Origin of the sequence: Streptomyces sp. GB4-14, assembly GCF_022696125.1 — a bacterium.
Lineage (GTDB): Bacteria > Actinomycetota > Actinomycetes > Streptomycetales > Streptomycetaceae > Streptomyces > Streptomyces werraensis.
The window spans coordinates 2,905,936-2,920,089 of the sequence record NZ_RZHO01000002.1; the positions used below are offsets into that span (position 1 = coordinate 2,905,936).

11 protein-coding genes are annotated in these 14,154 nt (G+C 72.9%); 4 read left to right on the plus strand and 7 right to left on the minus strand.

The window, feature by feature from the left end; translation table 11 throughout:
• Positions 1-134 precede the first annotated feature (134 nt).
• The gene (locus ELQ39_RS14385; protein WP_242592125.1) at positions 135-728 is read left to right on the plus strand and encodes a DM13 domain-containing protein; all 594 of its coding nucleotides are present in this window, start codon (positions 135-137) and stop codon (positions 726-728) included.
• A gap of 88 nt (positions 729-816) precedes the next feature.
• On the opposite strand, the gene ELQ39_RS14390 is transcribed toward ELQ39_RS14385, so the two are convergent.
• Positions 817-1,251, minus strand: a complete 435-nt coding sequence (locus ELQ39_RS14390) for a hypothetical protein (RefSeq protein WP_225625577.1) — start codon at positions 1,249-1,251, stop codon at positions 817-819.
• 309 nt (positions 1,252-1,560) lie between these two features.
• Here ELQ39_RS14390 and ELQ39_RS14395 point away from each other — a divergent pair, with 309 nt between their 5' ends.
• Positions 1,561-2,031 carry a cation:proton antiporter regulatory subunit gene (locus ELQ39_RS14395; protein ID WP_242592126.1) on the plus strand — a complete coding sequence of 157 codons (471 nt, stop codon included), beginning with the start codon at positions 1,561-1,563 and terminating at the stop codon, positions 2,029-2,031.
• 3 nt (positions 2,032-2,034) lie between these two features.
• Here ELQ39_RS14395 and ELQ39_RS14400 read toward each other — a convergent pair whose 3' ends face one another.
• Positions 2,035-3,237, minus strand: a complete 1,203-nt coding sequence (locus tag ELQ39_RS14400; RefSeq protein ID WP_242592127.1) for a cation:proton antiporter — start codon at positions 3,235-3,237, stop codon at positions 2,035-2,037.
• A gap of 668 nt (positions 3,238-3,905) precedes the next feature.
• On the opposite strand from ELQ39_RS14400, the gene ELQ39_RS14405 reads away from it, so the two are divergent.
• Positions 3,906-5,780 carry an NAD-binding protein gene (locus ELQ39_RS14405; protein WP_190004820.1) on the plus strand — a complete coding sequence of 625 codons (1,875 nt, stop codon included), beginning with the start codon at positions 3,906-3,908 and terminating at the stop codon, positions 5,778-5,780.
• Between the two features lie 136 nt (positions 5,781-5,916).
• Here the strand turns inward: ELQ39_RS14405 and ELQ39_RS14410 are convergent, their stop codons facing one another.
• Positions 5,917-7,764 (minus strand): S9 family peptidase, encoded by a 1,848-nt coding sequence (locus ELQ39_RS14410; RefSeq protein WP_242592128.1) that lies wholly within the window; start codon positions 7,762-7,764, stop codon positions 5,917-5,919.
• 261 nt (positions 7,765-8,025) lie between these two features.
• Here ELQ39_RS14410 and ELQ39_RS14415 point away from each other — a divergent pair, with 261 nt between their 5' ends.
• Complete coding sequence (locus ELQ39_RS14415; protein WP_242592129.1) at positions 8,026-8,892, plus strand: SURF1 family protein; 867 nt, start codon at positions 8,026-8,028, stop codon at positions 8,890-8,892.
• 121 nt (positions 8,893-9,013) lie between these two features.
• Here ELQ39_RS14415 and ELQ39_RS14420 read toward each other — a convergent pair whose 3' ends face one another.
• From ELQ39_RS14420 to ELQ39_RS14435, 4 genes are all read right to left on the minus strand, one after another.
• Entirely contained in the window at positions 9,014-10,507 is a 1,494-nt protein-coding gene (locus ELQ39_RS14420) for a hypothetical protein (protein ID WP_242592130.1), read from the minus strand.
• Positions 10,504-11,079 (minus strand): SigE family RNA polymerase sigma factor, encoded by a 576-nt coding sequence (locus ELQ39_RS14425; RefSeq protein WP_225625624.1) that lies wholly within the window; start codon positions 11,077-11,079, stop codon positions 10,504-10,506. The genes ELQ39_RS14420 and ELQ39_RS14425 overlap by 4 nt, the downstream gene beginning before the upstream one ends.
• A gap of 495 nt (positions 11,080-11,574) precedes the next feature.
• The gene (locus ELQ39_RS14430) at positions 11,575-12,663 is read right to left on the minus strand and encodes an aspartate-semialdehyde dehydrogenase (RefSeq protein WP_190004683.1); all 1,089 of its coding nucleotides are present in this window, start codon (positions 12,661-12,663) and stop codon (positions 11,575-11,577) included.
• Positions 12,663-13,940 (minus strand): aspartate kinase, encoded by a 1,278-nt coding sequence (locus ELQ39_RS14435; RefSeq protein WP_019524303.1) that lies wholly within the window; start codon positions 13,938-13,940, stop codon positions 12,663-12,665. Before ELQ39_RS14435 ends, ELQ39_RS14430 begins: the two co-directional genes overlap by 1 nt.
• Positions 13,941-14,154: the final 214 nt, after the last annotated feature.

Here is a 14,154-nt window from a genome sequence, read left to right on the forward strand (position 1 = left end):
CATGAAGCGGTCACCTGCCTCGGCCGTTCGCGCGGTGCGCCGTAAGGGTTTCGTCATCTCCCTCCGGTGCGGGAACGGCCGCCGAGCCAGTTGTATGGGGTGACGAAGGACGACCGCGAAGAGGAGAGGCGGGCATGGCGCGTGTACGGGAGCTGCTGGGCAGGCCGTTGGGCATCGGGGCGCTGCTGGTGACGGTCGCCTTGGCCGGCTTCGGGCTGTACTGGTTCCAGCCGTGGAAGCTGTGGCAGGACCAGACCGTGGAAGAGGCCCTGCCCACGGCCCGGGCGACCCCTGGGCCCGCCGGGGAGCAGCAGGCGGCCGGTCCGGAGACCGCCGGGTCGGAGCCGTCCGGGGCGCCCTCCTCTCCGGCCGGGCCCCGCACGCTGGCCCGCGGTGAGCTGATCAGCCATGAGCACGCGACCTCGGGCACGGTGAAACTCGTGCGGCTGGACGACGGCTCGCACGTCGTCCGGCTGGAGAACCTCGACACGAGCAACGGACCGGACCTGCGGGTGTGGCTGACCGACGCGCCGGTGAAGGAGGGACAGGCAGGCTGGCACGTCTTCGACGACGGCGAGTACGTCAGTCTCGGCAAGCTCAAGGGCAACAAGGGAAGCCAGAACTACGCCGTGCCCGACGATGTCGACCCGTCCCGTTTCACCAGCGTCAGCATCTGGTGCGACCGCTTCGACGTGTCCTTCGGCGCGGCGGAGCTCGGCCGGGCCTGACGCCGGGCCCCCTGGCCGCCCCCGGCCGGGTAGGTGCAGCGCCCTTCGCCCGTGCGGAACAGGGCGCGCTACGAGCCGCCCCCCGCCTTCAGCCCGCGACCGGCACGGCCGCCGCTATCCGGTCCCGCTTCCTGCGGCCGAACGCCGAGAACGTGAGCTGCAGGCTCTGCTCGTAGCCCGGGTAGGACAGGACGAAGGACGAGTTGATCCCGCGGTCGTCGATCTCCGAGCGGACCAGGCCGGTGCGTGGGAACGTCATCACCAGTTCCCGCGGCCAGACGACCAGCGGCTCCGCGCGGAAGAGGAAGAAACGGCGGTCGGTCATGACCAGGTGCATCGCTGTCGGAGCCGGAGCCATGGTCGTGCTGCCGCCGCTCACGATCGCCGACGCCAGGGCGAACGCCGTGGTCCTGCCGAGCGAGACAGGGCTGGTGGTCACGATGGTCACCGCCTCGATCCGCTCCCCGGGCTCGAGCATCGGGTTGACGGAGGCCAGCAGTGCGCGGCGGCGCGGTCCGTTCACGGGCGGTACTCCTGAAGATCGGGCCGGCCGGAACTCCCGGCCCGGCGTGCGGGATCCCGGCTCCCTCCGGGTGTCGCCGCAGAGTAACCGAGTGCGCTGGGCGGCCGTACGCTGGGGCTTTGCCCAGGCTCGCCCCTGGCCCCGTCCGTGTCGGGTGCGCGCGACCGTGTCGGCGTCGCGGTCGTGGTGCGGCAGCGCGCGTCCGCCCGGATGTCGCCCTCCGTTTCCCGTGCCGTAGGGTGCCGTCGGTCATGGCCCGCAGGCGAACTGAGACGGTGGAGGGGGACGGTCATGGGCGGCGCTGGGCGTATGGGGCACACTCCGCTGCCGGGGATCGGGGTGCGGTACGACCTCGTCACGCGGGAGCGGCGGCGGTTGTCGGTGATCGCCCATCTCGACGGTTCCCGGACGTTGAACGTCTACCGCAGGGACGACCCGGACGACACCGCGGTGTGCCTGAAGCTGAACGCCGAGGAGGCGGCCGCCGTCGTCGACGCGCTGCTCCCCTCGCACCACAGCCCGAACCTGCTGGCGACGGCCGAGCTGGGGCTGGTCGCCGAGCGGATCGAGCTGCCGGCGACCTCCCACTGGAACGGGCGCGTGCTCGGCGACACCCGGATGCGCACCGAGACCGGTGTGTCCGTCGTCGCCGTGCTGCGCCGTGCCGAGGCCATCCCGTCCCCGGGGCCCGACTTCCGGCTGGCCGGCGGTGACACCCTCATCGTCATCGGCACCCGTGAGGGTGTCGGCGTCGCCGCCGACGTCCTCGGCCGCGAGTGACCCTCACACCTCCGCCGGCTCCGGCGCCGCCCGCTCCGTCCCGACCGGCGTCTTCGGACGGCCGATGAGCTTGTGGGCCAGCGGCTCCGTCCAGCGCGCGGTCAGCGGGCCGACGACGACCAGGATGAGGACGTAGGCCGTGGCCAGCGGGCCGATGCGGGGCTCCACGCCGACGGCGAGGCCCGCGATGACGATGGAGAACTCGCCGCGCGCCACCAGCGTGCCGCCCGCCCTCCAGCGGCCCGCGCCCTTGATGCCCGCGCGCCGGGCCGCGTACCAGCCCGTCGCGATCTTCGTCAGGGCCGTGACCAGCGCCAGGAGCAGCGCCGGGACCAGGACCGGCGGGATGTCCGCCGGGTCCGTGGACAGACCGAAGAAGACGAAGAAGACGGCGGCGAACAGATCCCGCAGCGGGGTGAGCAGGTTGCTCGCGCCCTCGGCGACCTCACCCGACAGGGCGATGCCCACGAGGAACGCGCCGACGGCCGCCGAGACCTGCAGTTCCTGGGCGAGACCGGCGACGAGCAGCGTCAGGCCCAGCACGACCAGCAGCAGCATCTCCGCGTTGTCCGAGGACACCGCGCGGCTGATCAGGCGTCCGTGGCGGAGCGCCAGGTAGAGCACGGCGCCGACGGTGCCGAGCGCGATCAGCAGGGTGACCGAGCCGCCCGCCAGGCCCGCGCCCGCCAGCACGGCGGTGAGGATCGGCAGGTAGACCGCCATCGCCAGGTCCTCGATGACGAGGACGCCGAGCACCACCGGTGTCTCGCGGTTGCCGAGCCGGCGCAGGTCTCCGAGCACCTTCGCGATCACGCCGGAGGAGGAGATCCAGGTGACACCGGCCAGCGCCACCGCCGCGACCGGGCCCCAGCCCAGGATGAACGCCGCCACCGCGCCCGGCACCGCGTTGAGGACGAAGTCCACCGCCCCTGACGGGTACTGCGTCCTGAGGTTGGTGACCAGCTCGGACGCGCTGTACTCCAGACCCAGCATGAGCAGCAGCAGGATGACGCCGATCTCGGCGCCGACGGCGATGAACTCCTCGCTGGCCTGCAGGGTCAGGATGCCGCCGTGGCCGAAGGCGAGTCCGGCCAGCAGGTAGAGCGGGATGGGCGAGAAGCCCACGCGTCCGGCGAGGCGGCCCAGCAGGCCCAGGGCGAGGATGATCGCGCCCAGTTCGATGAGCATGGTGGCGGTGTTGTGCACGGGCGTCGGTCCTCCGGGTCGGCGACGGCGGCGTCAGTGCCTGCGAGGGGCTCGGGTCGGCGTGCGGACGGACGGCGGGGTGCCGGGTCGCGCGCGGGATCCGCGGGTGTGCGGTGAGGGGTGACGGCGGGTGGTCCTGGTCCGCGTACGGCGCGACGCCGGGAGGCCCGGATCGGGCGGGCGGTGGCGTGCGGTCGGTCTGCCGGCGCCCTTGACGGAGGGGCGGCAGCCGGGCGGGTCAGGCGCCGAGGACGAGGGCGCCGGGTTCGGGAACGCTGTCGCGGGGGGTGATGTCGATGCGCACGGGCCGGTTCGTGTCGCGGCGTACTGCGCGTCGCTTCATGTCACGTCCCCCCTCGCATCCGGGCCCGCTTCTCGCGGACTGAGCGTTCGTCAGCTCAACAGAGCATCAAGGCGGAGTAAAGTTTACCGTACGACAAATTTCGTGTACGTCGCAGAGAGGTATGAGGCGTGTAAAAACGCCTGCGGTGCGCCGTCTTCGGGCGACGCGCCGTCCGCTTCACGCGGGTGCGCGAAGCGCCTCGGCACGGACGGGTCGTCGCCGCCCCTCGTCCCGCCCTGGAACCACTGGTCAAGATCAGGCAGTCTTCTGCCCTGTGGTGAGCCTCCTTCCCAACCCCGCCCCGCCCAGCGACCCGTCGGCCCACATGGTGGTGTGCGGCGACGACGGGCTGGCGCACCGCCTCGCCGCCGAACTGCGGGGCGTCTACCGGGAACAGGTGGTTCTCGTGGTGCCTCCCTCGCTGCGCACCCCGCCCCAGCCGATGGCCGGACGGGCCCGGGCCGCCTCCGCGGCGCTGTTCGGCCGGATGGTGACCGCCGTCAACCGCGGCGCCGGCGGCTCCGACGACACCCTGGTCCCCGACGAACGGGTGATGGAGGCCGCCGAGCCCACCGAGGCCGTGCTCGCCGACGCGGGCGTGGACCGGGCCGCCGCGCTCGCCCTCGTGTACGACGACGACGAGACCAACATCCGCGCCGCGCTGACCGCCCGCCGGCTCAACCCCCGGCTGCGCCTGGTCCTGCGGCTCTACAACCGGCGGCTCGGCCAGCACATCGAGGGACTGCTCGACCAGGCCGCCGAACTGGCGGGCGCCACCACCGCGGGCGGCCGCGGCGGTCACGCCGACATCACCACCACCGTGCTGTCCGACGCCGACACCACCGCGCCCGCGCTGGTCGCCACCGCCCTCGTCGGCACCAGCAAGGTCGTCGACGCGGAGGGGCTGCTGCTGCGGGCGGTGGAGCGCCGGCCGCCGCAGCCCGGCGAGGTGGCCGACCCGGGGCTGTGCACGCTGGCGCTGCTGTCCGCGACCAGCAGCGACCCCGCGGGCGCGGAGGGTTCCGAGGACAGCGGCGACGGGCCCCGGCTGCTGCCGGACGCCGAGGCGGTGGCGGCGGCGACCGGGCGCGGCACGGTGGTGCTGGAGCAGGTGTCGTACTCCGGTCCCCCGCTGCCCGCCCGGCGGGCCGGGGTGATGCCGTTCGCCTCGCTGTTCTCCGCGCGGCTGCGCTGGTCGCTGGCGGGTCTGGTGGCCGCGGTGGTCGCGCTGGCGGTGGCGCTGATCGTGGTGACCGACGACCCTCCGCTGCACGCCATCTACATCACGCTGCTCGACCTGTTCGCCATCAACGAGCCCGCGCTCGGGGCGCCGACCGGGCAGCAGGTGCTGCAACTGCTGTCCGGGCTGGTCGGATTGCTGCTGCTGCCGGTGCTGCTGGCCGCGGTGCTGGAGGCGCTGGGCACCTTCCGCACAGCGTCCGCGCTGCGGAAGCCGCCGCGCGGGCTGAGCGGGCACGTGGTGCTGCTGGGGCTCGGCAAGATCGGCACCCGGGTGCTGACCCGGCTGCGCGAACTGCACATCCCCGTGGTGTGCGTCGAGGCCGACCCGGAGGCGCGGGGTGTGGCCGTCGCCCGGCGGTTACGCGTACCGGTCGTGGTCGGGGACGTCACGCAGGAGGGCGTCCTCGAGTCGGCGAAGATCCACCGCGCGGACGCGCTGCTCGCGCTGACCAGCGCCGACACCACGAACCTGGAGGCCGTCCTCTACGCCCGCTCCGTACGCCCCGACCTGCGGGCGGTACTGCGGCTGTACGACGACGACTTCGCCAAGGCCGTCTACCGGACGCTGCGCACCGCCCACCCGGCCGCGCTGACCCGGAGCCGGTCCGTGTCCCACCTGGCCGCGCCCGCCTTCGCCGGGGCGATGATGGGCCGCCAGATCCTGGGCGCGATCCCCGTGGAGCGGCGGGTGCTGCTGTTCGCGGCGGTCGTCGTCAACGGGCATCCGCAGCTGGAGGGGCGCACGGTCGCCGAGGCGTTCCGGCCGGGCGCCTGGCGGGTGCTGGCCCTGGACACGGCCGCCCGGGGCCGCACCGCGGGTGGCGATCCGCCGGGCTCCGGCCTGGTGTGGGACCTGCCGGACACGTACGTCCTGCGCGCCGGCGACCGTGTGGTCCTGGCGGCGACCCGCCGGGGGCTGGCGGAACTGCTGGGGCGGCGGACACGGAGTGCACGCTGACCCGTCGCGGCCGCTCCCCCTCCCGGCACCTGCGGGAGCCCCTCCGGGGTGGGCAAGGGGGCTGCCGCTCGCCCGCGCCAGGACCACCGCGCGCCGGCAGGGAGCCGAAGCCTCCTCCGGCGCGCGGGAGGCGCCGTCACTGCGGCAGGTGCCGGGCCGCGAAGTCGAGCTCCAGACGGATCTGCTTGATCCGTTCGTCCACCACCAGCGAGCCGTGCCCCGCGTCGTAGCGGTAGACCTCGTGGACCGCGTTGCGCGACTCGAGGCGCTTGACGTAGTTCTCGATCTGCTGGATCGGGCAGCGCGGGTCGTTCACCCCCGCGGAGATGTAGACCGGAGCCTTCACCTGGTCGACGTAGGTGATCGGGGACGACGCCTCGAAGCGCTCGGGGACCTCCTCGGGCGTGCCGCCCAGCAGGGTGCGGTCCATGGCCTTCAGCGCTTCCATCTCGTCGTGGTACGCGGTGACGTAGTCCGCGACCGGGACCGCCGCGATGCCCAGCGCCCAGTACTCCGGCTGTGTGCCGAGGCCCAGCAGGGTCAGATAGCCGCCCCAGGAGCCGCCGGTGAGGATCAGCCGGCCCGGGTCGGCCAGGCCGGAGGAGATGGCCCACTCCCGGACCGCCGCGATGTCCTCCAGCTCGATCAGGCCCACCCGGTACTTCAGGGCGTCCGTCCAGGCGCGGCCGTACCCGGTGGAGCCGCGGTAGTTGACGCGGACCACCGCGTAGCCGTGGTCGACCCAGGCCGCCGGGCCCGCCGCGAAGGAGTCGCTGTCGTGCCAGGTCGGGCCGCCGTGGATGTCGAAGACGGTCGGCAGCGGGCCGGTCGCGCCGGCCGGCTTCTGCACGAGCGCGTGGATGCGGCCGCCCGGGCCCTCCACCCACACGTCCTCCACCGGCACCGAGCCGGGCGACTTCATGCCGGGCGGGTCCAGGACCACACCGCCGGACGTGGAGCGCACCGCCGGCGGCTGCGCGGCCGACGACCACAGGTACTCCACGCTGCCGTCGGGGCGGGCCGTCGCACCGGAGACCGCGCCGCGCGGCGTGGGGATCTTCTCCAGCCGGCGACCGGCGAGGTCGTACCGGAAGAGCTCGCCGCGCGCCTCGAAGCCGTGCGCGATGAGCAGGGCGCTGCCGTCCGGGTACCACTCGGCGCTGACGTCGCCGGGCAGGTCCAGCTCCAGGTCGGTCTCCTCGCCCGTCACCACGTCCCACACCATCGGCTCCCAGCGTCCGCGCCGCTGGTGGCCGATGAGCAGCCGGGTGTCGCCCGCCACGGGTGCGAAGCCCAGCACCTCCAGGCCGAGCTCCTCGGCGCCGCCGCGGGTGTCGTCCAGCTCGGCGACCGTCGTGCCGTCGGGGCGCATCACGCGCAGCGCGGAGTGCATCGCGTCCCCGTGCTCCGTGTGCTCCACGGCGATCAGCGATCCGTCGTAGGAGAGGTCGCCGACGCCCGCCGACTCACGGTGCCGGTACAGCTCCACCGGCGCCTCGCCCGTCCGCACCAGGTGGATCGTCGTGCCGTCCTCGTCGGTGGAGCGGCCGACGACCGCCGTGCGGCCGTCGCGGCCCAGCGCGAGGCCCGCCGGGTACGAGGGGTCCAGGCCCGGGGCGGCCAGCTCGTCCTCGCCGCCGGAGAACCGCTGCCTGCGCCAGACGCCGAACTCGTCGCCGTCCTTGTCGTCGAACCACCAGATCCACTCGCCGTCCGGCGAGAGCACCCCGTCCGTCGTGCCGTTCGGCCGGTCGGTCACCTGGCGCTGCTCACCGGTCGCCCGGTCCCAGGCGTACAGCTCGTACGTCCCCGTCGCGTTCGACACGAAAAGGGAACGGTCGGGGGCGTCCTCCGCCCAGTCGGGAAGGGACACCCGGGGCGCGCGGAAGCGCTTCTCCCAGTCCGGCATCTCCCCGGTCTGCTGCACTCGCTCGGTCTGGTGGTCCGCCCGGTCCGGCGCGTCGGACCCGTTGCTCTCAGTCATGACCCCATACTGCCCGTCCGGACGGGCATCGCGCGTCCTCGGTCCCCAGCCTGTGGACAACTTCCTGCGGAACTTCCACCGGACCCTTCACACGATGTGACGAACGGACCGCGCACCGCCGTTCACCAGGCCCTCGCCCGGGCCTTCCGAGGACCCGCTCGCCCGGGCCTTCCGAGGACCCGCTCGCCCGGGCCCTCGAGGGCCGTCCCGCAGGCGACCCCGCGGGACGGGAACCGTCCGCGGGCCCGTACCGTTGAGGGCGTGTACCGGTTTCTGCTGACCCCCCGCTGGTGGGCGATCAACGTCTTCCTGCTGCTCTCGATCCCCTTCTGCGTGTTCATGGGGTCCTGGCAGCTGGGCCGGTTCGAGGACCGGGTGGACAACCACCGCGAGGCCGAGGCGCAGGTCGCCGATGCCAGGAAGGACAAGCCCCGGCCGCTGGACGACCTGCTGCCCGTGACCAAGGCCACGTCCGGCAAGCAGACCACCGCGACCGGCCGGTACGACACCCAGCTCCTGGTCCCCGACCGCACGCTGGACGACAAGGACGGCTACTACGTCCTGACCCTGCTGCGCACCGAAGCCGGCCGCGCCCTGCCCGTCGTACGCGGCTGGCTGCCCGGCGAGCCCGACCCCTCGAAGGCGCCCGCGCCGCCCGCCGGCGAGGTCACCGTCACCGGAGCGCTCCAGGCCTCCGAGACGCCCGGCAGCAACGGCGTCAGCGCCCGCAGCGGCCTGCCGGAGGGACAGACCGCCGCGATCAGCGCGGCCTCCTTGATCAACCTCGTCCCGTACGACGTCTACGACGCCTGGGTCACGCTGAACGACGGCGACTCGGGCATGCGCGCGGTCCCCGCGTCCGCGCCCGGCGGCACGGGCCTCGACCTCAAGGCCTTCCAGAACCTCGGCTACACCGCGGAGTGGTTCGCCTTCGTCGGCTTCGCGATCTTCATGTGGTTCCGCCTGTTCCGCCGCGAGGTGGAGCTCGCCCGGGACGCGGAGCTGGGCATCCTGCCGGAGGAGGCGGAGGCCGAAGCGAGGGAGGCCGCCGCGGAATCGGCGGTGGCCGCTGCGGAATCGGCGGATCCGGTGACGGAGCGGAAGCCGTCCAGCACGTCGGGGGTGTGACCCCGGATCCTCCGGACCGCGACAGCGGCTACGGCCGGAGGGCTCTCCCGAACGACGGACGTGCCCGTGAGCAGGGCGCCGTGGGCATGGTGCCGCTCCGGTCCGGCCGTCCGCCAGGTCCCTAGGCCTGGGCCAGCAGCCCCGTCCAGTAGACCGTCCCCGCGCAGGCGTTGCTGACCGTGGTGGTGGCCGTGCCCGAGCCTGTGGCCGTCGTGTAGGTCACCGCCACGCTGCCCTCGGTGCCGCCGTCCTGGCGGAGGAGCTGGGTCGTCGTGCCGGTGCCCGTGCCCGAGGAGGCCCCGGTCGTGTTCGTCGGCTCCTCGGTCGGGGTCGGGTCTGCCGAGGGGCCGCCGGTGCCGCCGCCCGCGGTGTCGCCGGGGACCGGACAGGTCTCCGAGGGCACCCAGGCGAACCGCACCTCGTACGCCTCGCCCGGCTTCAGGACCACGGTCGCCGCCTCCAGCGACGGGTCCGGCAGGGCGGCCGCAGCGTCGCCCGCGACATGACGGGCCGTGCCGATCTTCGCCGCGTCGGCCGCGCCCTGCGGGGTCGCGCTCACGGTGCCCGCGCCCTCGACGACGCACGCCGTGCCGGAGACGTTGGCGACCCGGAAGGAGCCGTAGACCGCGCCCGCAGAGTCGGGGGCGGCGCTGGTCGCGGTGGCCGGACCGAGCTGACCGGCGGTACAGGCGGGGGCGTCCGCCGTGGTGCCGGCCGAGGGATCACCGCCCTCCGAGGCGCCCGTGCTCGTACCGGTGCTCGCGCCGGCCTTGTCCCCCTCCTTCGTGGGGTCCTTCCTGTCGTCGCCGACCTCGTCGGAGGCGCCGCCCGCAGTGGTCTCGCCGCTTCCTGCCTCCTTGCCCTGCCCGGTGCCGCCCTGGGCCTGCGAGGCGTGGCCGACGGCGGACGGGTTGGCGTCCGAGCCGGAGGTGGTGGAGACGTGGACCGCCGCGGGGACGGCGGTGCCGAGGAAGAGCGCGGCGGCCGCCGCGCCGACGAGTGCCTGGCGTTTGCGCGCACGGCGGGCGGGGACCGCCCGGCGCAGGTAGTCCAGGGTGCCGTCGCTCGGCTCCACGTCCTGGACGGCCTGGTGCAGCAGGGTGCGCAGATGCAGCTCGTCCGAGTCGAGCCCCTCGGGGCTCTGTTCGTCCCGGCCGTCGTTCACAGTTCCGTTCCCAGCGTGCGTGTGTGTCGGGTTCTGCCCGTGCGGGGTCACGAGCGCGCGCAGCCGCGCGAGCCCGTCCCCCTCGGGCACGCCCCCGTGGTCCGGATCCCGTACGGGTTCCGGACGGCGTTCCGCGGCATCAGGGCCCGGGTCCGGTTCCGGTTCCGGGTCCGGTTCCGGGTCAGGTGCGGTGTCCTCCACGTCCTCGGCCTGCGGCTCCGACGCGGAGTCATCCTCCCCCACCGCGTCCGCGGTGCGTCCGGATCCGGCCGCGCGCCGGTCGCCCTCGGGTCCGCCGTCGCCGTCGGCGGAGTCCTCGCCGGCGCCGGCCGTACGGCCCTCCGCGGGCTCCTGGCCCTTCGCGGTGTCCGCCGCGCCGGAGGAGTCCCGCGAGCCCACCGGCTCGCGTTCCTCGAGGCGCGGGTCCCGCACGTCCTGGCCGTCGCTCATGCCGATGCCTCCATGGCCACCCGCAGCGCGGCGATGCCGCGTGAGCCGTACGCCTTGACCGAGCCGAGCGAGATGCCGAGCGTCTCGGCGACCTGGGCCTCCGTCATGTCGGCGAAGTAGCGCAGCACCAGCACCTCGCGCTGGCGGCGCTGAAGCCCCTTCATCGCCTTGATGAGGGAGTCGCGTTCGAGCTGGTCGTACGCGCCCTCCTCCGCGCTCGCCATGTCGGGCATGGGCTTGGACAGCAGCTTGAGGCCGAGGATGCGGCGGCGCAGCGCGCTGCGGGACAGGTTGACGACCGTCTGGCGCAGGTAGGCCAGGGTCTTCTCCGGGTCACGGACGCGCTTGCGGGCGGAGTGGACGCGGATGAACGCCTCCTGGACGACGTCCTCGCAGGAGGCCGTGTCGTCGAGGAGCAGCGCGGCGAGGCCCAGCAGCGAGCGGTAGTGCGCGCGGTAGGTCTCGGTGAGGTGGTCGACCGTGGTGCCGGCCGCCGTCGTCTCGTCGGCGCCGTCGCGCTGACCGGGGATGCGGGCGGGGCGCGCTGCGGGCATGGGGGCGATCACCGGCATGCCACCGGACGCGCCGGCCACGCGGGGCCGGAGCGTGCCGCGAGGCGGCCGGAACGCCGTGCCACGGGGCGCTGTGAAGTCGAGTACCTCTGCCACGCCAGTTGGACACACTTCCCCCCGTAAGGGTTGTACGTGCCGGGCGTCACGTCTGCGCCGACCGGTACCGTCCACCGCCCACCCGCGTCAGGCAGCACCACCGACAGCACACCGAATGCCCTCATGCGTCCCGCTCTTCCCCTGTGTTTCATATGAACGGACGTCCCCACGCCCGGCTCCAGACGTCCCCACGTCTGGGAAGCAGCGTCCCCACGTCCCGGATAAGGGTGACCGCAAAGACGCTCCCCGCCCTCCGCACGGTTGCGGCTGGCGGGGAGGTGAATCCTCGTCTGCAATCCTCGGCCCAGGAAGTTGCATGTTCAAGTGGCCAGAACCGACCGGTCCGGCTCCGAGCCCCTCACAGATCCTACAAATGAATCTTCTGTGATCCAGACCTTTTTACCGCTCGACCGCCCGATGCTCAGCGGCTATCAGCTCGGCGATCTGCGCGGTGTTGAGCGCGGCCCCCTTGCGCAGGTTGTCCCCGCACACGAAGAGCTCCAGCGCCGTGGGGTCGTCCAGGGCCCGGCGCACCCGGCCGACCCAGGTGGGGTCGGTGCCGACGACGTCGGCGGGCGTCGGGAACTCCCCGGCGGCCGGGTTGTCGAAGAGGACGACGCCGGGGGCGGTCGCGAGGATCTCGCGCGCCTTGTCGACGGTGACCTCGCCCTCGAAGCGGGCGTGCACGGTGAGGGAGTGCACGGTGACCACGGGGACGCGGACGCAGGTGACGGCGACCGGGAGGGCGGGCAGGCCGAGGATCTTGCGGGACTCGTCCCGCACCTTCATCTCCTCGGACGACCAGCCGTCCTCGCGCAGCGACCCGGCCCACGGCACGACGTTCAGCGCGACCGGCTCCGGGAAGGGCCCGGTGTTGTCGCCCACGGCCCGCCGTACGTCGCCGGGGTTCGTGCCCAGCTCCGTGCCGGCGACCAGGGAGAGCTGGTCGCGCAGGGTCCGCACGCCGGCCTGACCGGCGCCGCTGACCGCCTGGTACGACGAGACGACCAGCTCGCGCAGGCCGAACTCGGCGTGCAGCGCGCCGAGCGCGACGATCATCGACAGGGTGGTGCAGTTGGGGTTGGCGACGATGCCGCGGGGACGGCTGCGTACCGCGTGCGGGTTGACCTCGGGGACGACCAGCGGCACGTCCGGGTCCATGCGGAAGGCGCCGGAGTTGTCGACGACGACCGCACCGCGCGCGGCGGCGACGGGCGCCCACTCGGCGGAGACCTCGTCGGGCACGTCGAACATGGCGACGTCGACCCCGTCGAAGGCGTCCTCGGTGAGCGCCACCACCTCGACCTCCTCGCCGCGCACGGACAGCTTGCGGCCGGCCGAGCGCGGGGAGGCGACGAGCCTGATCTCGCCCCAGATGTCCGCGCGCTGCGACAGGATCTGGAGCATGACCGTGCCGACGGCCCCGGTCGCCCCCACGACCGCGAGCGTCGGCCGCCCGGAACGTCCGGGTCCTGCGGTGCCGGTCATCAGCGGCCGGTGCCTCCGTAGACCACGGCCTCGTCGCTGTCGGAGTCGAGTCCGAAGGCGGTGTGCACGGCGCGCACGGCCTCCGGCACGTCGTCCTTGCGGGTGACGACCGAGATGCGGATCTCGGAGGTCGAGATCAGCTCGATGTTCACACCGGCGTCACTGAGCGCGGTGAAGAAGTCGGCGGTGACCCCGGGGTTGGTCTTCATACCCGCGCCGACCAGGGAGATCTTGCCGATCTGGTCGTCGTAGCGCAGGGAGTCGAAGCCGATGGCGCCCTTGTTCTTCTCCAGGGCGTCGATGGCCTTGCGGCCCTCGGACTTCGGCAGGGTGAAGGAGATGTCCGTCAGGCCGGTGGACGCGGCGGACACGTTCTGCACGACCATGTCGATGTTGATCTCGGCGTCCGCGATGGTGCGGAAGATCGACGCGGCCTCGCCGGGCTTGTCGGGCACGCCGACGACCGTGATCTTGGCCTCGGAGGTGTCGTGCGCGACACCGGAGATGAGAGCCTGCTCCACCTGCTTGTCCCCTTGCTCGATCGGCTCGCTGCTGACCCACGTGCCCTTGAGTCCGCTGAAGGACGAGCGGACGTGGATCGGGATGTTGTACCGGCGGGCGTACTCCACGCAGCGGTGGAGCAGCACCTTGGAACCGGAGGCGGCCAGTTCGAGCATGTCCTCGAACGAGATCCAGTCGATCTTCCTGGCCTTCTTCACCACGCGGGGGTCGGCAGTGAACACACCGTCGACGTCCGTGTAGATCTCGCACACCTCGGCGTCGAGCGCCGCGGCGAGGGCGACGGCGGTGGTGTCGGAACCGCCGCGGCCGAGCGTGGTGATGTCCTTGGTGTCCTGGCTGACGCCCTGGAACCCGGCGACGATGGCGATGTTGCCCTCGTCCACCGAGGCCTTGATCCGGCCCGGCGTGACATCGATGATGCGGGCTTTGTTGTGGACCGAGTCGGTGATGACACCTGCCTGGCTGCCGGTGAAGCTCTGGGCGTTGTGACCCAGGTTCTTGATCGCCATGGCCAGCAGGGCCATGGAGATCCGCTCTCCGGCGGTCAGCAGCATGTCGAGCTCGCGGCCGGCAGGAATCGGGGAAACCTGCTCGGCGAGATCGATCAGCTCGTCCGTCGTGTCGCCCATCGCGGAAACCACGGCGACCACCTGGTGGCCGTTCTTCTTGGCTTCCACGATCCTCTTGGCGACGCGCTTGATGCCTTCGGCATCGGCTACGGAGGAGCCTCCGTACTTCTGCACGACAAGGCCCACGTGCGCTCCTCGCTCAGTCCGTCGTTGTCCACAGTCCGCCCACATATGTGTGCGCTGCGGTCCGCTCAGTCTATCGACGTCCGAAAATCCACCCTTCGCGATATCGCATGGTGAGACACCGGACGCCCGCGACGGGCTCCTGCCCAGCCCCACGCCCCACCACTCGGAAAAGTGCCCCGCGTCACACCGCGCACGGTCCTTTTCGGCCGGTCAC